Raw genomic sequence first — 23488 nt, 5'->3', positions numbered from 1 at the left:
CCACGAAGATTGCACTTTCTCACCATGCACACAGGAGGCTCGCACCCGATTGAAACATTACTTTTAGAGACGCAAAGACAGCGACACCCCAAAGCGATTCTCGTTTCTCATGGTTTGTCTCCATACCGACACGCGGTGGGCGCGATACACACAATCCCGTCCCGGCTCATACTTTGTAGCGTTCTCCCCATACGCTCTGTCACCGTCAGCCTGGCATTCGGATGCCCCCGCTGTCACGCTCACCCTGCCGACCATTCTGTGAGCCAAATACAGATCGGACGGCTGCCGCATGATGCCCAGACTTTCGCCGCATACCGCTTTCCCGTGAGCGGGATGTTTGCCCGATGTCGCTGACATACCTATCCGCGATACGTCGGATGCGATCCAGTTTCCCGCCAGATACGCACCTGCAACGCTCCCGATATCTGCATCATGCGTCCTTGTTTTCGCACGGATGCCTGCTCATTCGTCCGGCATTATCCCGGAAGGTCAGCTTACGTTTCGTATAGACGCTTCGCGTCATGCTTCACGGCTGGCGAGGGGCAAAGCCCCTTCGAACCCCAAAAGGCAAAAAGGCAGGAAAGGCAATGAGGCGCGTCAAGCCCGTGCGCAACGCCGCTGTCATCGTGCGCGTGTACCCGGAGAAGCGCGACATCCTCCGCTTCAACGTTGGACTGCACGGCATGAGTATGTCGGATTGCATCCGCCAGACCTGCCCTGGCATCCGCCTGCGGAAAACGCCGGAAGAGAAACGACGACTGAAGGAACTGGCCCGCATCGGCGCGAACATCAATCAGCTCGCGAGATGGGCCAACACTTGCAAGCGGGCGGCGGAAGCCGTGGAAGTATTGACGGCGCTGGCGGACATTGAGCGACGTATTACCGAGTTTGTATCCTGTGCCTCAACGGAAGATGAACCGGAGGCCGGGCCATGCTGATGAAGGTCTTTCCGTGCGGGAGGCAATCGCCTCCGGCAAAAAGGTGGGCGGCAAGCGCAAAAAGGAGCTGAAAGAGGCCATTACCGCCAAACTGACGGCCAAGGCGAAATTTGTGCCGTCCGTGATTGACTGCCTGTGGGATGCGGAAAAAGGAGGCCTGCTTGTGGGCGCAACTTCGGCCAAGGCTGTGCAGCCGGTGCGTGACCTGTTCAAGACCACGTTCGGCATGGATGTTACACCCATCACGCCTGCGGGAGACATGCCGAAACTCTTTGCCGCCATCCTGCGCGGGGAAGGCTACCCCTGCGAAGGCTACACCCTGCACCCGATGGGTTCCGCCAGTCTGGCCGCTTCCGAACAGGCCGAGGAAAAGGCTGCCGTGGCCGTGCAGAACAGCCTGAACGCCGTGTCTCAGGCGCTTGAGGAAGGCATGGCTATCCAGAAGCTGCATCTGGTGGCCACCTCAGACGCTGATCCCGACCGGCAACTGGAGTTCACGCTGGATGCCGGGCTGGCTGTGTCTGGCCTGAAGCTGCCCAAAGCGGAGAAAGGCGCGGATGAGGATGCCACGTTCCTCGTGAATGCTGATACCTGTTCCAGTGTGGCAGACTTGGTTGAGGAGCTGGCAAAGAGGATGTAAGTATGATGGCAGAAGTCCCTGCCGTCATATATGCACGATAAGAAAGATATGTCATCACAAGAGTACAGCACATGGAGTAACCGCATGGCTTCTCATATCTATACCTCTTCCTCACAAAAGGCTGCGGCCATGCCAGACAGTCGGTATGGCCGCAGAAGTAAAAAATCCCTGACCTTTGACAGGTTTGTTTCTGAGGTTTACCTGCCTCACATCCAGCACCACAAAAGATCACATGCTGTGGATGAACGGAATGCCCGGCTTCATCTCTCACCAGCTTTTGGAGGCCGCCAGCTTCACGAAATCACCAGGGAGGATGTGGAAGCATGGCTGCATGGCCTGACAGAACGCCCTCTGGCCCCATCGACCTGCAACCGTATTCTGGCGGTATTCAAAAGTATTTGTGAGCTTGCTGAAGCAAAAGGGAATTTGCCCGCCGGACAGTCACCCTGTAGAGGTGTTCGGCCATTCAAAATTCTCAGACAGCGGGAACGCTACCTTTCGAGGGAAGAGGCGCAACGTCTCAAGGAAAACCTTGAAACATCCAGTGCGCTGGAAGCTCAGGCTTTACTGCTGCTCCTGCTTACTGGCGCGCGCAAAAGTGAAATTCTCAATGCCAGATGGGAAAACGTGTACCTTGAGCAACACCTGCTTATCGTCCCATTATCCAAATCAAATAAACCCAGGTATATCGCTCTGTCGGATGAGGCAATCCGGATTATCCTCTCCCTGCGCCGCGAGGAGAACTCACCGTGGTTGTTTCCCGGTCATGCTCAGGGAAAGCCCTTGTCCGACCTTTATCTCTTCTGGAATAAACTCCGCCGCAGACTTGGCCTTGAGTCTGTACGAATCCACGATTTACGGCACACCTTTGCCAGCTTGTTGGTAAATGAAGGTCACTCTCTCTACGAAGTTCAGCTTCTCTTGGGACACAGCGACCCCAAAACGACCACACGCTATGCCCACCTCACACGGTCTTCCCTGATCGCCGCTGCTCAAAAAATCAGTATCTGCCTTGCACGGCACAGAAGGGATAACGGCAGTAGCCGCAGGCTGTCTTGCGGCACACACAATAATCCGCTGCTACCACGCTCTCAGGACAAGCGACCCATCCTCAATATATATTTCCCCTGATATTCAGGAAGATTACCTGAAACGTCTTTCCTTGCCTTATACCATGCGCCGATCTCGCATCCAGTGACAGAAGCCATTACGCGCACAGTATAAATTACCTTACAAGGACGATAGCCAACGTCTCCAATAAGGCGAATACGTTTACGCCAAGAAAAAAACTTACGGGGGAAGGTTCTAAACCCAGACTTCCACACTCACTGACAGAATAAATGTCGGTGAGTGTTCTTTTCTCAATACTTCCCGGTTCCAAATTTCGCAAGCCCTCATCGCGAGAAAATTTGCACCTGCCATTTTTTCCAAACAGAACATCTTAGATTTCAGGCTGTTGCAGCCATCGGCTCATGATTTTTAGCCTCATTCACCGACATTTATTCTGTCAATGAGGAATCGGGATGGCTATCGCCGGGATTTACTAAATCGGCAAAGTTCAAACGAGGCTCTAACTGATGGGAATAATAAGATATTTATTGATCTCCTCACTCCTTGCAGGGGCTTTCTTACAGCTATCTGGTGGGCAAGCGTTTGCTGAGAACGAACGCTATAAAGCTATTCCGATGGCAAGCGGTGGATTCGTTTTTATTCTGGATACACGTGAAGGACACGCTTGGACGTGGAATAACTCCCTTCCTGGGGAGGTATCCAAGAATGGCGAAAATCCTCGCATTACCTATCAGGGGAATGTCCGCATGAACATGAAGCCCCCCAAAAAGCCATCCATACAGGGCAACCGTATCCCATAAGGAGGGGAGAGAATGAGGACATTAGGGAATATTCTTTGGTGGTTTCCATGCTTTGGATTCATTAATTCCATCTTATGCTTTATCTGTGGTGGAATTCTGATTCTTACAGTTGTTGGAGCACCTTTAGGTTATGGAGTCGTTCAGCTTGGAAAGTTTTACCTGGCCCCATTTACACAGGCTATGGTTTCTGAAAAATCATTGAAGGCAAATGTACATCATAGTGAAGCATGGAATACACTAAGTATAGTAACATTTATTCTTTATATACCATTTGGAATTCTTGTTTGTGCAATATCAATACTGCAAATGATTGGATTGTGTGCTACAATAGTCCTTATACCACTTGCTGTTCCTATAGCAAAATCTTTGTCAACATTTTTCAACCCAATAGGAAAGATTTGTGTGTCCTCTAAGGTAAAGGATGTTATGGACACGCAGGAAGCACAAAGAATATACAATCAATATCAAGGGATTGAGGCTAACAAATAGCTATCACCTCATAAATAAACATTCATGAGGCCAGGCAGCACCGCCGGAGGAGACTTGCTTTGCTTTCTTTATACTTTCGGTGATGCCGCCAATTATATAACGTGCGGAGCGGCCTTTTCTCGCACAGAATGGAGGTTTTAGGTATGAAACGCATTGCGCTTTTGTTCATTGCCGCCATGTTGGTTGCCAGCCCTGCTTTGGCTGCCGGGAAGTCTGAGACTTCTGTTAAGGCCCAGTCGTCCAGCGTCAATAGGGCTCAGGGACAGGCTGTGCAGAGCAATGTCATGAATGAGACAACTGTTCAAGGCAGCACACTTGCCAATGTCGGTAAAAACAACACGATGGACGTCGGTGGCGTATCTAATAGTGGCAATGGTGTCCAGACCAACATCATGAACGAAACAAAAATTCAAGGCAGCACCCTTGCCAATGTCGGCGAGGGTAACGAAATGCGTGTCGGCACTGTCCGCCAAGGCAAGTAAGTAGTCTTTTTGCGGGGTATCAGGAATATCTTCCTGATACCCCGGTAAAAGGAGTGTTTCGATGTATGCCATCATAAAAATATCGCTACTATGTGCTTTTTTGTCATCCATGTCAGTGACTTCTGCTTTTACGGCACAGCTCACAGTGGATGGTGAACGCATAGTTATCAAGACTGATTCAGGTAAAGTCATTGATACAGCGAATCTCCCCAAGGGCGAGAACACGCAATCAGGGGACGACATTGAGGTAAATGAAAAGGGGATTTCCATTGGCAGCATTACAGGATCAAGTTCAAGCAAAAATGGCATTCAAAAGAAAACAACATTAGAAAATGTCACAATTATCAATAATGGAAAAACAACAACATATAACCCTAAAAAATAACAATAGAATCAAAAAAAATAAAATTGAATTAAAAATATACGATAATGGGGCAATATAATGCGATACAATCTTTTCAAGATGGCAATAGTAGTTGTATTTTCCCTTATTGGGACTGGAGTTTCAGTGGCTGAAGAAGACATTTTTGCTGACTATAAAAATGATATGCGTAAGCCAGCCGAGTCAAGAGCTACCAACGTATATAAGGCTTGGGGAGACAATATGGCGGCACATATAGAAAAAGGCGTTAAAAGTGGTATCGTCATTGATGGTGCCGGAAGTTATGGAGGAGGGAAAGTTAGAGCTGATGGCGTAGGCAATGTGACAGTTGATAAGGGGGCAAATGTCGGACCTATCATTAACAAAACTGAAATTAAAAATTCACCTGTTATAATACGAAACAGAGATAGATTTTAATTTTTGCATAATTATTGATATAATAATATAACATATTGATTCTACGGAGTTATCCCATGAGGTATAATTTAATATTAAAAATCATCATGTGGCTTTACTGCTGTATTTGCTCGCCATCAGCTTTGATTTATGCAGAAGAGAATCCTCATCTCGACTATATAGCTGATATAAATACCCCCGCGAATGCAAAAACAAATAGCCTTTATGAAGCGTGGGGAGAGAATATGGCCGAGCTGATTGAAAGCGGTCGAAAGGAAGGAATAATTATAGATAACGAAAACTATTCTGACGGTAAAGTTCATGCTGATGGTGCTGGGAATATCGTAGTTGATAAAAATGCAAATACAGGAGCGATAATAAATAACTCCGAAATAAAAAATTCAACAGTTATAATTATCAAAGATAAAAAAAACAGAATGCAATAATTTATACTGTCATAAACTTAACACAAATAATGGGTTGAGGCTGTCATGGCAATGAAAGTTTTGGTGCAAAAAGGAACCGCATGGTTCGTCTGTTCTGTGTGCTTCTGTCTTTTGGCTGCGTGCAAAGCAACCGTTCCAACGCTTGATCCCATGAAAGCGCAAGCCCCTGTAAGCACAACTTACACAACGGCACTCAACGATCTGAATACAGTATTGGAAGTATATCTGCCGCCAGATTACCCATATACATATTATTATGTAAAGCCTGTTACAGATGCTACTGGCCTGTCCGCCACAGGTGAAATTCCTATGGACATTACTGCAATGGTACGGGATGCAATATCCCAGGTTTCCTACAAAGTTCGACATATTGAGCGATATGATCTCAGTGATGCACAGCACTTGGCAGTAGAGCTGCAAAAGCTCCAGATGATGAAAATCACACGCGGTGACATCAAAATATCTGAACGGCCTGATCCTGATTTTACCATTGCCGGGCGTATTGCCCAGTTTGACCGTAACCTTGAATCCCAGTCCGATAAGGCGCGGGCAATGGCCAATTTTGCAGAGGGCTTATCGCGCACAGACATAAGCGGATCGGCTGAGAAATCATCCCGCCTTTCTCGTTTGGCAATCTCCTTTAGTGTCTATAATACCAACGGTATTTCTCTGCCTGGCAAATATGGCGCAAGCATGGAAGTGCAGTATGCCAAAAATGGTGTGGATATTGGTTTTGCCATCTTTGGCAATGGTCTGGGCTTTGGCTCTGAGGCCACGGCAATGCACGGACGTCATCTGGCCCTGCAAATGATGACTGAGTTCAGTGTTGTGCAAATCATTGGTCGTTCACTTAATATCCCCTATTGGCGAGTTGGCGAAGGTCACAAGATATTTACACCTGACAGACATGTCCTGAATGAATGGCGTACGCAATACGCAAGTATGGGGCCGCTGCTCATTCCATTCATGCAGTCACAGCTCATCGCCTGTGGAGACAGCTCTGTGGTCGTGACTGGACACCTTGACGAGCAGACTCGCGCCGCACTTGACCGATTTGCAGACAAATTTGGTGTAAGAAACCGCGTCTATCCCAATTTTGAGATGTTTAAGGCACTGGAATCCAATCGACTCCTTGACCGTGGTACTGCATCTATGGCCTGGAGTGCCTACAATGCTTACAAGGGCGGTGCAAGGCCCTCTTCCCCGGCTGCATCTGCCCCGACCAGTCGCCCCAGCCCTTCTGCCCCCCCGGCTGCCGCGCCAGAGCGCCAGCCCAAGGCAGCCCCTGCGCGTCCTGCTGCGCCAGCCCCGGATGTGACACGTCCGCTTGAAGACTTGTTGTAGAGGTGTCCCATGCAAGCGCGGAAACCTTACTTCATCTTTCTGCTCCTGCCCCTTTTGCTGGCTGTCCGGGCAGCACCCTGCCAGTCTTTGCCTCAGACAGCGCAGAGTCGCCTCCCCCTGGTGCAGGAGGGCAAAAGGTCATTGTACCAGCGAGTTATCAGCCATCCAGGCGCAATGCTTTCCTTCCGGGCTGGTGAAGCGGGGATGCGTAATGTGCGGGCTTTCACCCCGTTCTATGTGTATTCCCGACAGGTGCTCAACGGAGAGGAATGGCTTGAGGTTTCCCCGGCCAGTAGTGGAGCTGAGCAATCCGGCTGGCTGCGGCAAAGTCAGTGTTCGTCTTGGGACAAGGCTCTGACCCTGATGTTCACTGACCGTATGGGACGCGATCCTGTTCTGTTTTTCCAGGATTACTCAGCCCTGGATAACCTGGTGCGGGCCGAAGATATGCGTTTGGCAGTGGACAACCTTCAGCGCAGTGCGTCTGGCCCTGACAGTCCGGTGCTGGCAAGTGAGCCAACGGATGCCGCAATCCCACGCAAACAATTTTATCTCATGCCCATATTCTCGTTTTCTGATGAATACGAGCAGTATAACTTGCGCCTCCTTAATGTCGGAGTCATAGACCCCGGAAAAAAGCAGGCGCCCCAGCAGGCGCAGTACCCCGCCCCTGCGCCTGCGCCCAAATTTTCAGCGGGTGTGGCCTTCATTGTGGATACCACTATTTCAATGGGGCCATACATTGAACAGACCAAAAAGTTTGTCAGTGATGCCTATGATGCTTTAGGCCAAAGCAGTATTGCCAATGATGTTTCCTTTGCTGTTGTGGCCTACCGCAACAGTACGCGCCATGACGCGCGGCTGGAATATGTTTCATCTGTGGTAGCCCCGTTCACGACAGTTTCCATGCGGGCTTCAGCAGAGGAACGCCTTGCACATATGGCTGAGGCCACTGTTTCTACCCATTCTTTTAATGAAGATGCTTTTGCGGGCATCAAGGCAGCCGTGGACGGCCTTGACTGGTCACCTTACACCGTGAAGGTGGCCGTGATGATCACCGATGCCGGGGCCATCCGCAATAGTGATCCGCTTTCATCGACGGGCCTGACTGAAAGGGAGATGGCAGACCTGCTGGCTCAGAAAGGGATACGGCTAGTGGTTATTCATCTTCAGACGGCTCAGGGAAAACGCCACAACATGCCGGATGTGGTCAATCAGTACAAGCAGTTGACCACTGTTCGCGATGGGCGTGTAAAATGCACATATATCGCCCTGCCTGTACAAAATGCCCAGGTCGCCAGCCAGCAATTTGGACGTATTGCCACGGCCCTGGTGAATATCCTGCAAAAATCCGTAGCCAAGGCAGCAGCCGGAGTTCCTGTTCCCAAGCCCATGTCGGCAGCGGCTTCTTCGCCGGAAGAAACGGCAGCCTGGTTGGGCGAATGCCTTGGCTACTCAGCATATCTTGAGTTTGCCGGAAAACGTCAGCAGACCGCTGCCCCCCAGCTTGTGCAGGCATGGGTGGCTGATAAAGATTTGAATGCCCTGGTGCAAGGCAGACCCACAGATGCCCTGATGCCCGCTGTTCTGTTGAACAAACACCAGCTCAATACTCTGGCACGACAGATAGGCTTGCTGGTGGACGCTGCCCGCGCGTCCCGCAGTGCAGACAGCCGCGGCCTGTTCCAGCGTATTGTGTCACTTTCCTCCCAGACATTACGAGACCCGGAGCGTTTGCAAAGGGCGTCAGGCGACAACCTGTTTTCCCAGGGCTTGCTGCCGGAATTTCTTGAGGGTTTGCCCTATAAAAGCCAGGTGATGAATCTGACTGAGGCGCGGTGGATAGCCATGAGCGCCCGCGAACAGGATGAACTGATCTATTCGCTGGAAGCCAAGATGCGCCTTTACGCTGAATACCACAACGATACGGATAATTGGGTTTCGTTTGGTGCCGCCGATCCCGCTGAAGCCCTGTATCGTGTGCCTTTAAGCTCACTGCCTTAGAGCGTTTTGCTCATGAAATGAGCTAAACGCTCTGGCGGCCGCGGGAGCGGACGCTCGCGCCGAATGAGCCTGAAAACCACGCTTTTCAGGCGAAATGATGGCAGCGCCGCTTTTGAAATTGAATAATTTCAAAAGCAAAATGTTCTAGCAAGGATTACGGTCATGGCTCTGCCGCTGCTGGAAATGCGCGCCTTAAACAAGTGCCATACAGCACGATCGCGTATTTTCCGTGCTTGCCTGGAGTGTCTGCGCCTCTACCCCGGCGATGCTGTGGGGATTACCGGGCCAAGTGGCTGCGGCAAAAGTTCTCTATTGGAAATGCTGGCCCTGTTGACCCGGCCAGACAGTGCGGACTGCTTCAGTCTGCATTGCCAGGGGAAATCTTACGACCTTGCCGGGCTTTGGCAGTCAGACGCACACGGTACATTGCCGGTCGTGCGCCGCAAGTATATGGGCTTCGTGCATCAGGCAGGAGGGCTCTATCCTTTTTTGAGCGTGCAGGACAATATTGCACTGCCACTGCGCCTTACCGAACAATATGAGGGGACAGGGCGAGAGCGTGTAGCGGAGTTGTTGCATTTCTTAGGCTTGGAGCATCTGGCACACAGTCTGCCGGAAAACCTGTCCTATGGAGAGCGGCAGCGTACCGCCGTAGCCCGTGCGTTGGCCCATCGCCCGGCCCTTATTCTGGCAGACGAACCAACCTCGGCACTTGACCCTGATGCGGCCCGCACGGTCATGCGTCTCATGCTGGAAGGATCGCGGAAGTTTGGCGCAGCCCTGGTGGTTGTCAGCCATGACCACGCCTTGCTCAATGCTGTGGGGATTCCCGCTTTTGCCATGCAGGCAGCTCCCACAGTTGCAGCACGCGAAATTCGTTATAGCCTTGCCCTTCCATCCGCAACGGTCGGCTCATCCTCCAATACAGACGAATCAACGGCTGACGGGCAGGAGGCCGACACTCAAAGCCGTGTGACCCATGCCCCCTCCTGTCCGCACCGCCCCGATTTACGTCTCGCAGCTTTGCTGGCATGGCGGGACTTCTGGCATGAACGTTCCCTTTCTTTCTGCGCGGTACTCGCCTTTGCCGCTGCCCTGACCCCGCTCATGGTTTTGGGAGGATTGCGGGCCGGCGTTGTCAGCATCCTGTCGCAACGGCTGTTGGATAATCCGGCGGCCCTGGCGGTCAACCCCTATAGCAGCCAACGCCATTCAGAGCAGGATATTGCGGAACTGGCGGCCTTGCCTTCAGTGGCCTTTGTGGTTCCGCTGACCCGCACCCTTGCCAGCACTGTGCAAGTCCAGCGTGAGGGGCGTCCCCCTGTTCTGGCTGACGTGCTGCCAACAGCTGCGGGAGACCCACTGCTTGAGCGGTACGCTTCAGTACCGTCAGAACATGGAGCTGTCATCACGCAGGAACTGGCTCGCTCCATGCCGAAGGCAGTGCCGGGACAGGAGCTGACGTTAGTTGTTACCCGGCGGCATGATGGCAAGGCTCAGGAGGCTGTTTGCCGTGTCCGCCTCCATGCCATTTTGCCGGATGCGGCAGACTGGAAAAGCCGTATCTACCTGCCGCTGCCTCTCTTGCTGGATATGGAACGCTATCGGGACGGGTATGAAGTATCACGGCTTGGCTGGTCAGGTTTGCCGGAACCTGCGGAACAGGATCGCAGCTATGCGGGCTTTCGTATGTATGTGAACAGTCTGGATGACGTTATTCCCATGCGTGATGCTCTCAAACAGCGCGGGATTGACGCCTACACTTTCGCCCGTGAAGTGGAAACCATCCAGGGGCTGAAACATGCCTTGACACTCACGACCCTGCTGGTCGGCGGGGTGACTCTGGCGGGTATGGCTTTCTCTCTGGTCAGTCTGTCTGTGGCCAATGTGAGCCGCAAGGCCCGTATGTACGCGCAGGGCAGCCTCATGGGGCTGAAGCGCGGGGAACTCCTTGCCTTGCCCCTGCTGCAAATGGGCTTCGTAGCACTGCTGGCGGCATCGGCATCACTTGTCTTTTATGGTTGTGCGGCAATGCTGCTGGATATGGTCGCCGGGCCGTGGCTCCTGGCGGGTGAAAGTGCCTGTTCCCTGCCTGGCGAACAGGTGGCCATGCTTTACATTGGCGCACTCGTATTATCCTGCCTGTGCGGTGTTTCTGCCTGTCGCCATCTGCTCAGACTCCAACCTGCGGAGGTTTTGCGCCGTGATGCCTGATGCCGTCCGTTGTTGCCGTTGCAGTCTGGCACTGCTGCTGGCTGGCTGTTTTCTGCTTATTCCTGCCGTGCCAGTCTCCAGTGCCGCCCTGCGGCTGACAGGCAAGAGCGAACTGCCTTCGGTTCAGAAAATTTCCAATCCCAGCCCCGCAGAAGGCGACATCATTTTGCCCATGCCTGGTGGCTTGCAAATGGTTTTGCGGGCAGTCTGCGTCCCTGCCAGGGGGTATTTTGATGACGTGCAGCAACCCTTTGGCGTGGCAGCACAGGCAGACAGCGGAAATACCATTTTTGAGGCATGGGCGGAACGCCGCTATACAGCTTCGGTCAATGCTCCTTTTGAATTGAGTGACATCCCGCCCAGTTGGGGACAGAGCGTGCAGGGCTGGCTTCAGGCAGACCCTGCCAGTGGAGCTTCTGCCAGCAACGGACTGCGCAGCTTCCTCTATTTCATTGGCAAGTATGAGGTCAGCCAGGGACAATGGCGTGCTGTGATGGAAGAGGGAACATTCCGTATCAAGGCAGGAGATGACAAGCCTGTCAGCAATGTCTCCTGGTTTGAAGCATTGGAGTTTACCCGCCGCTATTCGGAATGGCTGATGCAGAACCATCCGGCATACCTGCCCTATTTTCAGCAGGAACGGCGTTCTTCCTATTTACGCCTGCCCACCGAAGCTGAATGGGAGTATGCAGCTCGTGGAGGCCACAGGGTCAGTGCCGTGGAGCGTGAACGTACCCGCCTGCATCCGGTGCCGGATAATGCCAACATGAGCGAATACATCATTGCCGCGCAGTATGACGCCAGTCTGACCAGCATGGCAGCCATCGGCTCCCGCAAGGCCAACCCGCTCTTCCTCCACGATATGCTCGGCAACTGTGCCGAAATGGTACAGACACCATTCCAGTTGGTGTCAGCAGGGCATCTCATGGGCAATCAGGGGGGCTTTGTCATCAAGGGGGGAAGCTGGCGGGCCTTTTCTGAAAACAGTCTGCATCCGGGGCGACGGATAGAGGCTGCCTACTATACTGATGGAGCTGCCCAGCGCAGAGATGATTTGGGCTTCCGTATCAGCATCGGTACGATTCTTACCCCCAAAGACAAGCAGGAAACACTGCAACATGAATGGGAAGAACGCCGCAGTCCACAGGCTGCGCAAGATGCACCAAAGCAGGACGTCAGGATACTGATTCGCGAAGTCGTGCGTGAAGTGGAAAGCCCGATCCTGCGTCAGCGGCTGGCTGAAGCAGAAGAAGTGGCAGCGCGTTACCATGAGCAGGTCAACGTCAACGAAGAACGCATGATGCGCGAAATGCTTCTGGGGGCTGCCTTCTCGCTGGAAACTATCGCCAACTACGCTTCCCGTTGCTACCAGCTCATTAAGCTCATGGAGGCTTTTCAAGCCCTTTCACCTGAAGAGCAACGCGCCAGTGAACACAAAACAGACAAGATGCGGCACGAAATCAGCGGATTTGTAAAAGGGATCCAGGGCGCACTCTACTATTACCGCAATATGCTCAGATCTGCTTCCCAAATGGATACGGGACGGATGCTGCAGCAAATTGAAGCATTGCACGTGCAGTTTTCCCATGATGATGGCTTCAGTCGCAGTATGGGCCGCCGTTTGGCCGTTTTACAGAAACATATTGCAGGGAGCTATGGACTGGCTGCCCAGAGAACAGACAGGCAGGACTTGCAGGATATGCTGCCGGATTGGCTGCTGCAAAGGCTGATGGCATATTGGAATGTAAAAACCTAAGGCAATGCGTGAGTTTTCGTACGGTATTGACGCAAAAAATTCTCTGGGGGGGAGATGATGAGAAAAATTTTCTGCCTTGCCATTCTTGTAGCAAGTATGCTGTCTTTTGGATGTATACAAAAAACAACATATATGGTGTATTATGATGCAAATAATCCAGAGCGCATAGAAGAGCCATTCTTGCTTGATGTTAAGGTTACTGGAAAAATAAAATATAATAAAGAAGGTTCTGCCAATGCCATAGAAGTTGGAGAGTTGCTCCATGCCAGGCTTGTGGAAAATTTGAAAAAAGAAAATTTATATTTAACAGATTATGAACAAGATATTAATAAATATATGCTTGTTGTAAATATAGAGTATTTTCAACCGGGAAGTGCTGCAAAAAGAGCATTGCAAGGAATTACCGGGTTTGGAGATGGTGGAACCAGTGTATTGAGAGTTGAGGCCTATCTCAGTGCGATAAAAAAGCATAACGGTGAATATATTGTTGCAAACCGTATAGTTAAGCTCCCTTCTGGAGACACCGAAAGTGCTGAAGAACGTTATGGGTCTAACAGTTCTGGGGGGGATCCACTTATTTGGCTATTAGCTACAGGCATTACGGCTGCTGCTGATATGGCAGAAGAGACCAGTGAGGGGAAAGGTTCTTCTGTAATAAAAGGAACAGCGTATAAGATTGTAGAGGTAATTAAGGGTTCCTTTATCTCTTCAAAAGGAGTGAAGTAAGCCATGAAAATAATGTCTGCTTTGATACTGTCAATGTTATTTATCTCTGGATGTGCCTATAAAGCCTATAAAAGTGAAGACAAAGTAGAACCATCTTCATTCCCACAGCAAACAAAGGAAAGTATATATGCTTATTCCAAGGTTGGCGAGACAACAAATATTGATGTGCTAAAATTCCTTCAATATCCAACAGTTAGATATGTGTCAGACAGCGGATTAATCGGATACATGTATACCTTCAGAAAAGATGTCCCCCTTGAAAAAAAGAGTACAGGACTCACAACTGAAGTCCAATATATGCTTTCAACAGCTAAATCCTGCCTCTTCATTTTCAATAAAAACGGAATACTGAAAAATGTTGTGTATAATGAAAACTCATTAGGCTATCAAACAAAATATGATTTGATCAAGGCACCAGATAAGGTTGATGATGACAAATTTATTCAAACATTTCAAAACTTAAAGAATGGGGCTTCCACAGGAGCTATCTTCAGGCAAATAGGTAAACCTCAGCTTGTGCATGAGTATGGTAAAACTGAAATATGGCAATATGAACATCCTTATGCCTCTGGTCTCCCTTCTACTATCCGAGGAGATTCTCCACTCTTGTTTTTGCTTGAATTGAAAGATAACAGACTGGTGGATAAGCATATCATGGTAAAGAATCAGGATTACACAGAGGAAGAACGCAAGGTATTGCCGCCGATAGAATCCAAGAAACTCCAAAAGACCAGCACAGAAACAACGGAAAAGAAGAATCATGGCTAAGCAAATTGTCACATTATGCTTATTGCTGGCATTCTGCCTATGCATTGGCTGCGCCAATCAAAATGTGCCGCGCATAGATGCTCATTACTATCGGCAATGCGTGTCCCCCCTTGTGGAAATGCAGCACAGCACCTCGCATTTGCAAAAGCAAACTGCTGGCGCTGCCCTGATGGGAGCATTGGGCGGGGCTGTCATTGGTATCGTTGTAACGCCCGGCAATATTGTTGGCCCACTGGTAGGTGCGGCTGTAGGCGCGGGGACGGGCGCAGCCGTGGGCTACAGCTTTGCCAAATTGCAGCAGATTCATAACGAAAATACCCGCTTTGCTTCTATCCGCATCACAGCCAATCAGGATTTGACAGAGGCAAACCGCTTGCAGCTCTATGCCTATGAATGCATGGAATGTTATATGGCCGAATTTGAAAAACTGCGAAACGCCTATGAAAATGGTCAGATACTCAAACCGGAATACAGCAAGCGGTATGCCGAAATTCGCAAGGCCATGCAGCAGCTTGGGCAAATCATCGGCAACATGGAGCAGGAAATAGCCCGCACTGAGAATGAATTTACTTCCAGCTTTACTGTGGCGGAAAAAGCACAACGGACAGACGCCGCCAGAGCTGGGACGGCCACGCCATCCCCTGTTTCTTCTGCTTCCGCTGCACGGCAACAGGGGGCAAACAAACCCATCAAAGCTGTTTTTGCTGAAAACAGGGCCAGGGTGGAAAAAGCCCAGACTGCCAATGATGACGACTTGACCGTGATGCTTGAGACTTTTGCCGGCAAAGCAATTCCGCCTAAGCAGGACGCACATGCCATCGCTTCAGACTATGGGCAGGGCTATGCCGAAACTCGCCAGCAAATTGAAAGCCTCAAGGTATCCCACCTCCGGGCAATGGAAATTATGGACAAGGCTGCTGTAGAGGCTGGCATTGATATGGTTTAGAGCGGTTTGATAATGAAATTATCCAAACCGCTCTATTTATAATGACAGTAACACTTGACTGGATAGATAAGAGGTTAGATATGGCATTTATATTGAGGACTTTTTTGTTTATATGCTTAACGCAGAGCTGTGCCTGTTCATATTATCTCCAGGTTCTTGAAGATGCTGCGAGGGTGGCAAGAGAACCTGAATATATTGAGATGCAACAGAGGATGAATGAGGCACATATGCGAAGGTTGCTCCATAATCGCTGAAGATAAAATGATAAGATTGGAGTAATTGCCATGCGTAAATTTGTGTTCTTTCTTGTAATCTTTTTATATATGTCAGAATTTGTATATTCTAGTGACTTAATTTCAATGGCTAAATCAGGAACACCTGATGATATTCGTATGTTACTTAACAATAGACAGTATACAGAAGAAGAGATTACTCGTGCCCTTTATTTTGCTATTGAGAATAACCCCTCAACTGAAGTGATGGAGATTCTGATTGGGGCAGGCGCCAATGTAAATGCAAATTTACAAGAGCATGAAATAGATGGAACTCCTGAGCCTGAGTATTATACCGATGCCGACAGGTGCGGGGTTTCACCACTCAGCTTCGCAGGAGATGATCTAAAAAAAGTTGAAGTTTTATTAAAACATGGAGCAGATCCTAATGAAATTGGCTTTGAAGGTGATACTCTTATTTTACTGCATGGTGGAGACATTGGCTATGTAAACTTATTGCTGAAGTATAATGTTAACATCAATATGCCTATAACAGGCCCAGCATGCCCACGAAACGAAGCAATGGGCAATGAAATTGAAGGCGCGCCTTGTACAGCCCTGGAATATTTCTTGGATAAGCCAGAGTTAGCTCACCTCCTGCTTGACCACGGAGCACATACCAACAGGTTGATATACAGTAAGGCCATTGAGCGGAAAGTGCCAGAAAGTCTGCTCAAACGCCTTGATCCTACCATAGACGAAACAGGTCGGAAGAAAGATGTCTCCAAAATGCTGATCAAAGCTGTAGATTATTTCAAGCAAAATGATAGCGATAAATGTAATGAAATTCTTGATGACATACACAGATCATTCTCCTTGGATAATGATACCCTGAGTGCAATTTACTATCTTAAAAGCTTAGCAAATTTGAACGATGTAGACTATGCAGAAGAATCAGTGCGACTTGGCAATAATAAAATAAGAAATCATATTCAGTACATATCCGCTCTGATGTCTCATGATGAATACGCTAAGGGGCTAAAGGCAAGCAATACTGCCCTAAAGATGTTTAAGGATGATGTCAGGCTGTATCTGTATAAATCCATCTGTCTCATAAGAGAAGGCAAGCACAATGAGGCAAAGAAAAATATAGATATTGCAAATTCTCTCAAAGAATCAGCACTGGCATACTTTATTCTTGGAGAACTGAACTATTCTCTTGGTAATATGACTGAAGCTGAAAATTATTTCAAAAAAGCAGTCAGCATGGGGCAAAAAGGCAGCCTGGAGGCCAATCTCACATATCAGTCCAATATCAATGAATACAGGGGTGATCTTCAGATGGCATTGTCGCTGGCACAGGCATCTGAAAAAGCCAATAAGAAAAAATCACAAAGTGATAATGACATAGAATCTCTGGGGGATAAAATTCTTATGCCATTAGGCTTGATTAATCCCGCGCGGGATGATTTCTCATATTGGCGTGATAATATCAATCGATCATTGAAAGATGGTTGGATAGAATACTGGGGGCAGGAAAGAGAGCCGGTAGATAGAAGAGAATCAGTAATAAGTATGCTGCAACGTTATATAGAGAAGTATAAACTAAAAAGAGATAAATCTTCCTTTATGTATCTTATGTCATATTTCGGATCAACAACAAAAGAGAAAATTAAATATATTAATCAGGCAATAAAACTCGTTCCTGCAGAATATGTATATATCTACCGCAAGGGAGAAATATACTTTGAGGCTGAACAATATGAGCAAGTAATACAAATTTTGAGCAATGCTATTACCAAAGGGCAGAAAAATGCTTTGTATCAAAACTACGCCATGCAGATAATAGCTGCAAGCAAGCTGGACAAGATAACTTTGATGCAAGAAATTGCTGACAAAGCCATGAATTCGCTGCCATCCATTGCGGATCAGACCGGAATAGAAAACATTCTTATGGAATTAAAAAATGGCAGAACGCCGAAAATAGTATATATTACAATAAATACAAATAATAACAAAATGAACATAAATAATGAAGATGTTCATAATCAGGCTGGAACACACAGCAATGATGTAATTGCCCCTGATATAGATAATAATTCAGATAATAATTCAGATAATAATTCAGATAATAATCAGCAGGTACCAGAAAAGCAGAAGGATGACGTTATCCTTATTGATTAGGGTCAGCCCTCATGAAAACACCGTCCGCGAAAAGCCGAATTTTTTCGGCCGGCAAGGCGCAAGGCCAACATTGGGCGAAGCTGTATTGAACATACCGCAAGGTCAATGTTGGCCTTGCAACGCCGCCGGACGGGAAAAGGCGGCTTTGCAGCAGGTGGTTTAATGAGGGCTGACCCTGACTGCATACCAATATTGATGTACGTAAAATCATACCAGAGAAGCAAAAAGGAGCTACTATGAAGAAGCTTGCTCTGTTCATAATTGCAGCATTGCTATGCTTACCTGCTACAGCACATACCAGTGATGATGCAAATTTCAAGCATGCGAGAGAGTTGATAGAACAAAATAAGATAGATGAAGCAAAAAGTATTCTGCTTCCTCTGACTGTAGATTTTACCCTTACACAAGAAATCAGGGCTACAGCCTACTTTTATCTTTCATACTGTGAAAGTGCTGAAAAGGCTATAAGCTATGTTCAACAGGCGATAGCCCTTGGCCGGAGTGGTTCCAATGTGTATTTTCGTCTGGCTCAATTACAGTATAAGCAAGGTATGATTGACGCTGCCATATTAAGTCTTGACAAAGCAATATCTGAACAGAGGGGGCAGACTTCAAGAGATACGTACAAATATCACAGGCTCATGGCAGAATGTAATGCTATAAATAAAGATTGGAAACGTGCCCAGAGAGAGGCTGATGCAGCGATTTACCATAATCGTAACGATATAGAATCTTATTATCTACGCGGAATTGCCTATTATAACGTAAATGACAATGAATCCGCAAATTTTGATGAAAAGGCACTGAGCGATTTGAAAGTGTATATCAGAAATTGCAATGATGATAATAAAAAAATGGAATGCTATATTTATATAGGTAAAATTCATAATAAGCATGAGCGAATATCTGAAGCTATAGACGCATTTGAGAGGGCAGCTCGCTTGGCGAAAAATGAAAGATTGAGAAATAAGCTGATTTGGCGCATCAAATCTCTTCGCCATGCCAATGAATGGAATTCCTGATTTAAGGGGGAAATATGAAATACGATAGCATGAAGCGATATTTTTTCAGCGGCGTAGAAAAAGTTGCTGCTCTTGGTATTGTGGCAACGCTCACTGGCTGCCTCTATTTTGTAGTCATGGCTGCCACAAATTTTGTATCGATTAAGGAGCCAGAAAAGTCAGTTACTGCATTGAGCTATGAATCTTTTCGCGCAGAGCTTGCAAAAGTTGCAGCACGTTTGGAACAGGTCAGCTCTCAGGATGTAAAGCCTGTCGATTCTGTAGATGCAGAAAGAATGGAATGTAATCCAATTTTGAATAATATACTGGATGTTATTTTTGAAATAGCAAAGAAAACTGGGCAGATTTTACCCAAGGAGAGCTTGAAAGATAAATTATATGATCGCTGTCAAATATCAAAAGAATATATTGATCCTATAACAAATCTCAGTAACCTCCTTGCTCAACTAAAAAAATTTGAGCAAGACATTAATCTGTCAGCAGATAACGATATTCTAAATCCGCAATACGCGCTATGGACTGATTTTCTTGAAATATATTTTCAAAATTTAGATGAAAACATAAAAGAAAATCGCATGATGATCAATGAACAAGATAAAACCAATAAAAATCTTCAAAGAGCCATAGATGAAAATATACTTGATGCAAAAATGATATTTTTCGTATTATGTATCTGCATAGTATTATTTGCAATTGTATGTATAGAGCGTAATACAAAGGCTATTTTATCTCTTCGTGAAACATTGAAACCTAAAACACCTAATGATGGGGGCTTATAATGAAAACTCTGCCAAATTCTCATTTTTCGATGCTATTGCTCATATGTTTAGCCGCATTTTTAACAGCTTGCGCACCTCAAGCCAAGATACCTAAAATCAATGCCGAATACTATCCGCAATGCGTGAAGCCGTTTCAAGACTTGGCAGAGGCGCAGAAAGCCTTGGTTCAGAGAACGATTGTATCAGGCGTAGTCGGCGCTGCGGGTGGGGCTGCGGTAGGGGCTTTGGTAAGTGGTGACTGGAAAGGTGCGCTTGCCGGGGGGCTAATAGGCGGCATAACAGCAGGAGCAGTAGGTTACGCATCTGGAAAACAGCAGCAAATCAAGGATGTAAAAGCCAGACTGGCCAGCTACCGTGCTGATATGACGACAGATATAAAAAATATGAGCCATGTTGAGCTGTATTCAATGCTTAGTCTGCAATGCTATGTCAGAGAGTTCAAAATTCTCCTGGGAAGTTATCAGGCTCACAGAATTTCAGAGACTGACTTCAAAAGTCATTACGCAGAGATTCGGAACGGTATGACACAAATAAGCACAGTGCTTGATGACGCATACAATCAGTCAGTCAAGCGAGAGCAGGAATTCCGTAATGCGTTGGCCTCCGAGCGTGAATTGGCCAAAGCTAAGCCGAAGGAAAATCGTACATTGGCCGCAGCAGAACAAAAACGCTCCAGGCAAACAAAAGCAATTTCGAAAGTAAAAAATATCAATCAAATGGAGCAGTTGATAGATAATACCAAGAAAGATGCTGAGCAGAACGCTGCAAAACAGGAAGCCGCTTACGCTTCTGCTATTGATAGCCAAGCCTCTGCCAGTCTTGATAGTATTTCTAGTGATTTTGATACAAACTATACTGACAATACTGCTCGTATAGCATCAACAAAAACATTGTACTCAAAATCCCTGGATATAATGGATGAAGCTGCATCTCATGCAGGGATCGACATGGTATATATACCAACTGGATATTATGCGTCATTATCCAGTTGTCATGTTAACTAACATCATCTTAGAGCAGATTACCTTTGACTTTTTATGAAAGTCAAGGGTGGCATTCAGGCGAAAACCGCGGTTTTCGCCTGAATGTGCGCCGCATTACGGCGGCTGCCGCTTTCGCGTCAGCAGAGTATTTTCAAAGAGAAAATGCTCTAAAATAATATATGTGCCAGGCAAGCAAAGTATGTATCGATAGGTGGTTTATGAAGATAAATATTGTGACAATGCTTAACAACAAAATGAAAATCTTCCTGAGCCTATGTTACTGTTTTTGCTTGCTTGTCGGAATGACGGATATGGTGCTGGCGCAAAGCAATGCTTTGTTGCCAGCATCCATGCCGAATAATTTCTCAGTGTCTTTGCCTGATTTTAGTGAAAAAGGCACAGACATGCCCATACGCCTGATTTTTGTTGGCGACATAATGGTACATGCCACCCAACTTGAGATAGCTCATAGCAATGGAGCGTATGACTTTCATTCTAGCTTTGAGGCTATTCGTCCCTGGATGAAGGGAGATCTGGTTATTGGGAATTTTGAAACAGTGCTTGGAGGAGCCAGGCCTGGTTTCAGTGGCTATCCACATTTTAACACCCCTGACAGTCTGGCGACAGCCCTGCATGATGTAGGCTTTACAACTCTGCTTCTTGCTAACAATCATATTTATGATCACGGCATACAGGCTGCCAAGCGAACGGTGGAAGTTTTACAGGCCAATAACTTGGCGGTTACAGGTCTGACAGGGGGCTGCCCCTCACCTCTCCTGATTGATGTCAAGGGTGTACGCTTAGGGATTTTTAATTATACCTATGGCAGTAATTCTCCTATAGATTATCATGATTCTGCTTCCATATCGCTAAATATCATAGATAAAAATCGTATATCAGATGATATTGCCCAGCTTAGGAGGCAGGGGGCTGATTATATAGTGGCAACTTTCCATTGGGGAGAAGAATACTCTACAGAGCCTTCTCCTGCTCAGCGGGATATTGCCAGCTATTGTCTGGAATTGGGGGTGGATGCCATCATCGGCACACATCCTCATGTACTCCAGCCTATAGAAGTGCAGTCTGCGGGCAATAAGAATTGTGTGATTGCCTGGTCTTTGGGCAATTTTATATCTTCACAGCGTACATTACCACGAGAGCGGTCAGCAATACTTGCACTGGATATTTTACCAGGCAGTGATGGAGGAGGAGCCTATCTGCACCGTGTTTCTGTGGCCCCCACATGGGTTGATCTCAGCCGTCCACGTAAGGTTGCACGTGTTTTACCTGCGGTCATTGGATTTTTTTATACAAGTAAAGCAGAACAGCATGAGCCCTCTTTAGAAATACTGAAGACAGAGCCCATTAACAATGGGCTTGGAAATCAAGTATCATCTATTTTAGTTGATGAAAGTATAGCATTAAAACTTTCAAATGTTGAGTTTGGTATACGCGATTTTCTGGATTTGCATACCATTCCAGATGAGCATGGATTTTATCTGTACTACGAATCGACATATGATGATTCGTTTGTGAATAGATAACGTGATAATGGAGATTTGCGAATATACTTAAGCACGTTATCGGTATGTCTTTACGTAGGGTATGCATCGTATTTTTGTATATATCGCTTGCATCATGTGCATGTATAGACGATACATATGATAATTACGATGACTATAGCCGAAAGCGTAATCTACTGTGCGTTCAGCGTAGCGTTGCCAGTCTCTGCCTTTGGGATTCTCACGGATAGCCTCGGCAACAGCCTCCCGGCTGTGGCCGTTGGCGCGCATCCGCAGGGCGATCATGGCGTCCACGCGGGAATAGAGCATTTTTCTTTTAACTTTTTACATAGCCACAGGATTTAAACCATCCTTCAGCGTCTTTTTGTGTGATACAACTTAATGCTTTTCCAATGGATTTGTACAGTTCATCACATGTTTTTGCTTTCATACCCCGAAGTAATTGTTTCACTTTGCTCCACATCTTTTCAATGGGATTTAAATCCGGGCTGTATTCTGGAAGGAAAATATACTCGCAGCCTTTTTCCCTTATCAAGTTTTGGGCTGTTTTTGATTTATGGACATTCAAATTATCCATTATAACAACATCGTTAGCTTTAAGCGTTGGAAGAAGAAATTTTTCAATATAAGCATTGTACATTTTTCCATCCAGTGCCCCATCAAAAACAACACTGCAAGTTTCTCCCGTTACCCGGATTGCTGAAAGTATGCTTATCCTTTCCCAACGTCCGTCTGACGCATGATCATGGCAACGTTGGCCATTTCTGGCTCTGCCGTATAATCTCGTCATATTGGTTTTGGCACCGGTTTCATCAATAAATATCAATCTATTACATGAAGCTTTTTGCTGGAACAGTTTCCATTCCTCACGTTTCCTTCTTACATCTTCGCGTTCTTGTTCGCTGGCCTTGAGAGTTTTTTTTATATTTGTAGCCAAGTTTAACAAGCAGACGGTGGATGGCAGCCAGGCAACATGATTTATTAAAATGCTCTTTAATTTCCTGAAGCGTCATATCAACATTTTTATCAAGAAGGGCTTGCAATTCCCGAATCTCCTCGCATGAGAAACAACTTGGGCGATGGCCATTGGGTTTGGCTGATAATCGTTGGTTTTCACGGTAAGCTCTGACCCAATTGCAGATGCTAGCCGGGGTATAACCTAAAATATCTGCCAATTGCCTGGCTGTTGCTTTTCCATCAAGGAGAGTATTAACAATATGATGTAAATGTGTTATATCCCTCCAAAAGGAGAAACACATGGAAGCAAAGCCCGACTGCCCCAAGTGCCATGCCAGCACGGTATATCGAAGCGGAAAGATTCTGGGAAAACAACGGTATCGCTGCAAGAATTGTGGATTTCAATTTACTCGCACCACTCCACGG

General features: G+C 47.3%; 21 protein-coding genes. 20 read left to right on the top strand and 1 reads right to left on the bottom strand.

What is annotated here, in order from left to right; translation table 11 throughout:
- Positions 1-587 precede the first annotated feature (587 nt).
- The 20 genes from G7Y51_RS05885 (at position 588) to G7Y51_RS05790 (ending at position 22126) form a co-directional block, all read left to right on the top strand.
- Positions 588-938: a MobC family plasmid mobilization relaxosome protein gene (locus G7Y51_RS05885; protein ID WP_165175514.1), complete on the top strand. Its 351-nt coding sequence runs from the start codon at positions 588-590 to the stop codon at positions 936-938.
- 13 nt (positions 939-951) lie between these two features.
- Positions 952-1578: a recombination-associated protein RdgC gene (gene rdgC, locus G7Y51_RS05880; protein WP_206214266.1), complete on the top strand. Its 627-nt coding sequence runs from the start codon at positions 952-954 to the stop codon at positions 1576-1578.
- Between the two features lie 84 nt (positions 1579-1662).
- On the top strand, positions 1663-2709 hold the full coding sequence (locus tag G7Y51_RS05875; protein WP_165175510.1) for a site-specific integrase: 1047 nt from the start codon (positions 1663-1665) through the stop codon (positions 2707-2709).
- 752 nt (positions 2710-3461) lie between these two features.
- Entirely contained in the window at positions 3462-3938 is a 477-nt protein-coding gene (locus G7Y51_RS05870; protein ID WP_165175508.1) for a YccF domain-containing protein, read from the top strand.
- Positions 3939-4081: 143 nt separating this feature from the next.
- Positions 4082-4420 (top strand): hypothetical protein, encoded by a 339-nt coding sequence (locus G7Y51_RS13565; RefSeq protein WP_206214265.1) that lies wholly within the window; start codon positions 4082-4084, stop codon positions 4418-4420.
- A gap of 61 nt (positions 4421-4481) precedes the next feature.
- Positions 4482-4805, top strand: a complete 324-nt coding sequence (locus G7Y51_RS05860; RefSeq protein ID WP_206214263.1) for a hypothetical protein — start codon at positions 4482-4484, stop codon at positions 4803-4805.
- Positions 4806-4862: 57 nt separating this feature from the next.
- Entirely contained in the window at positions 4863-5219 is a 357-nt protein-coding gene (locus tag G7Y51_RS05855) for a hypothetical protein (protein ID WP_206214262.1), read from the top strand.
- Positions 5220-5275: 56 nt separating this feature from the next.
- Positions 5276-5644: a hypothetical protein gene (locus G7Y51_RS05850; RefSeq protein ID WP_165175500.1), complete on the top strand. Its 369-nt coding sequence runs from the start codon at positions 5276-5278 to the stop codon at positions 5642-5644.
- Positions 5645-5689: 45 nt separating this feature from the next.
- Positions 5690-6988 carry a hypothetical protein gene (locus G7Y51_RS05845; protein ID WP_165175498.1) on the top strand — a complete coding sequence of 433 codons (1299 nt, stop codon included), beginning with the start codon at positions 5690-5692 and terminating at the stop codon, positions 6986-6988.
- A gap of 9 nt (positions 6989-6997) precedes the next feature.
- Positions 6998-8992, top strand: a complete 1995-nt coding sequence (locus tag G7Y51_RS05840; protein ID WP_165175496.1) for a vWA domain-containing protein — start codon at positions 6998-7000, stop codon at positions 8990-8992.
- Between the two features lie 162 nt (positions 8993-9154).
- The gene (locus tag G7Y51_RS05835) at positions 9155-11206 is read left to right on the top strand and encodes an ATP-binding cassette domain-containing protein (protein ID WP_165175494.1); all 2052 of its coding nucleotides are present in this window, start codon (positions 9155-9157) and stop codon (positions 11204-11206) included.
- Positions 11199-12962, top strand: coding sequence for an SUMF1/EgtB/PvdO family nonheme iron enzyme (locus G7Y51_RS05830; RefSeq protein WP_165175492.1), 1764 nt, complete (start codon positions 11199-11201; stop codon positions 12960-12962). The genes G7Y51_RS05835 and G7Y51_RS05830 overlap by 8 nt, the downstream gene beginning before the upstream one ends.
- Positions 12963-13016: 54 nt before the next feature.
- Positions 13017-13688 carry a hypothetical protein gene (locus tag G7Y51_RS05825; RefSeq protein WP_165175490.1) on the top strand — a complete coding sequence of 224 codons (672 nt, stop codon included), beginning with the start codon at positions 13017-13019 and terminating at the stop codon, positions 13686-13688.
- Positions 13689-13691: 3 nt separating this feature from the next.
- Positions 13692-14456, top strand: a complete 765-nt coding sequence (locus G7Y51_RS05820) for a hypothetical protein (RefSeq protein WP_165175488.1) — start codon at positions 13692-13694, stop codon at positions 14454-14456.
- Positions 14449-15402: a hypothetical protein gene (locus G7Y51_RS05815; protein ID WP_165175486.1), complete on the top strand. Its 954-nt coding sequence runs from the start codon at positions 14449-14451 to the stop codon at positions 15400-15402. Before G7Y51_RS05820 ends, G7Y51_RS05815 begins: the two co-directional genes overlap by 8 nt.
- A gap of 284 nt (positions 15403-15686) precedes the next feature.
- Positions 15687-17798, top strand: coding sequence for a hypothetical protein (locus G7Y51_RS05810; RefSeq protein ID WP_165175484.1), 2112 nt, complete (start codon positions 15687-15689; stop codon positions 17796-17798).
- Positions 17799-18034: 236 nt separating this feature from the next.
- The gene (locus G7Y51_RS05805) at positions 18035-18820 is read left to right on the top strand and encodes a tetratricopeptide repeat protein (protein WP_165175482.1); all 786 of its coding nucleotides are present in this window, start codon (positions 18035-18037) and stop codon (positions 18818-18820) included.
- A gap of 14 nt (positions 18821-18834) precedes the next feature.
- Positions 18835-19599, top strand: a complete 765-nt coding sequence (locus G7Y51_RS05800; RefSeq protein WP_165175480.1) for a hypothetical protein — start codon at positions 18835-18837, stop codon at positions 19597-19599.
- Positions 19599-20603, top strand: coding sequence for a hypothetical protein (locus G7Y51_RS05795; RefSeq protein WP_165175478.1), 1005 nt, complete (start codon positions 19599-19601; stop codon positions 20601-20603). The genes G7Y51_RS05800 and G7Y51_RS05795 overlap by 1 nt, the downstream gene beginning before the upstream one ends.
- Positions 20604-20800: 197 nt before the next feature.
- A complete protein-coding gene (locus G7Y51_RS05790; protein ID WP_165175476.1) occupies positions 20801-22126 on the top strand; it encodes a CapA family protein in 1326 nt (441 codons plus the stop codon).
- A gap of 295 nt (positions 22127-22421) precedes the next feature.
- On the opposite strand, the gene G7Y51_RS05785 is transcribed toward G7Y51_RS05790, so the two are convergent.
- Complete coding sequence (locus G7Y51_RS05785; RefSeq protein WP_165175474.1) at positions 22422-23042, bottom strand: IS630 family transposase; 621 nt, start codon at positions 23040-23042, stop codon at positions 22422-22424.
- Positions 23043-23488 lie beyond the last annotated feature (446 nt).

It is taken from the genome of Desulfovibrio sp. ZJ369, from assembly GCF_011039085.1.
GTDB lineage: Bacteria > Desulfobacterota > Desulfovibrionia > Desulfovibrionales > Desulfovibrionaceae > Desulfovibrio.
This window is presented reverse-complemented; position numbering and strand designations above follow the sequence as displayed.

Bases quoted from the DNA above. Each gene is read 5' to 3' on its own strand.
- G7Y51_RS05885 (WP_165175514.1), top strand. From the start codon at position 588: ATGAGGCGCGTCAAGCCCGTGCGCAACGCCGCTGTCATCGTGCGCGTG.
- G7Y51_RS05875 (WP_165175510.1), top strand. From the start codon at position 1,663: ATGGCTTCTCATATCTATACCTCTTCCTCACAAAAGGCTGCGGCCATG.
- G7Y51_RS05870 (WP_165175508.1), top strand. From the start codon at position 3,462: ATGAGGACATTAGGGAATATTCTTTGGTGGTTTCCATGCTTTGGATTC.
- G7Y51_RS13565 (WP_206214265.1), top strand. From the start codon at position 4,082: ATGAAACGCATTGCGCTTTTGTTCATTGCCGCCATGTTGGTTGCCAGC.
- G7Y51_RS05860 (WP_206214263.1), top strand. From the start codon at position 4,482: ATGTATGCCATCATAAAAATATCGCTACTATGTGCTTTTTTGTCATCC.
- G7Y51_RS05855 (WP_206214262.1), top strand. From the start codon at position 4,863: ATGCGATACAATCTTTTCAAGATGGCAATAGTAGTTGTATTTTCCCTT.
- G7Y51_RS05850 (WP_165175500.1), top strand. From the start codon at position 5,276: ATGAGGTATAATTTAATATTAAAAATCATCATGTGGCTTTACTGCTGT.
- G7Y51_RS05845 (WP_165175498.1), top strand. From the start codon at position 5,690: ATGGCAATGAAAGTTTTGGTGCAAAAAGGAACCGCATGGTTCGTCTGT.
- G7Y51_RS05840 (WP_165175496.1), top strand. From the start codon at position 6,998: ATGCAAGCGCGGAAACCTTACTTCATCTTTCTGCTCCTGCCCCTTTTG.
- G7Y51_RS05835 (WP_165175494.1), top strand. From the start codon at position 9,155: ATGGCTCTGCCGCTGCTGGAAATGCGCGCCTTAAACAAGTGCCATACA.
- G7Y51_RS05830 (WP_165175492.1), top strand. From the start codon at position 11,199: ATGCCTGATGCCGTCCGTTGTTGCCGTTGCAGTCTGGCACTGCTGCTG.
- G7Y51_RS05825 (WP_165175490.1), top strand. From the start codon at position 13,017: ATGATGAGAAAAATTTTCTGCCTTGCCATTCTTGTAGCAAGTATGCTG.
- G7Y51_RS05820 (WP_165175488.1), top strand. From the start codon at position 13,692: ATGAAAATAATGTCTGCTTTGATACTGTCAATGTTATTTATCTCTGGA.
- G7Y51_RS05815 (WP_165175486.1), top strand. From the start codon at position 14,449: ATGGCTAAGCAAATTGTCACATTATGCTTATTGCTGGCATTCTGCCTA.
- G7Y51_RS05810 (WP_165175484.1), top strand. From the start codon at position 15,687: ATGCGTAAATTTGTGTTCTTTCTTGTAATCTTTTTATATATGTCAGAA.
- G7Y51_RS05805 (WP_165175482.1), top strand. From the start codon at position 18,035: ATGAAGAAGCTTGCTCTGTTCATAATTGCAGCATTGCTATGCTTACCT.
- G7Y51_RS05800 (WP_165175480.1), top strand. From the start codon at position 18,835: ATGAAATACGATAGCATGAAGCGATATTTTTTCAGCGGCGTAGAAAAA.
- G7Y51_RS05795 (WP_165175478.1), top strand. From the start codon at position 19,599: ATGAAAACTCTGCCAAATTCTCATTTTTCGATGCTATTGCTCATATGT.
- G7Y51_RS05790 (WP_165175476.1), top strand. From the start codon at position 20,801: ATGAAGATAAATATTGTGACAATGCTTAACAACAAAATGAAAATCTTC.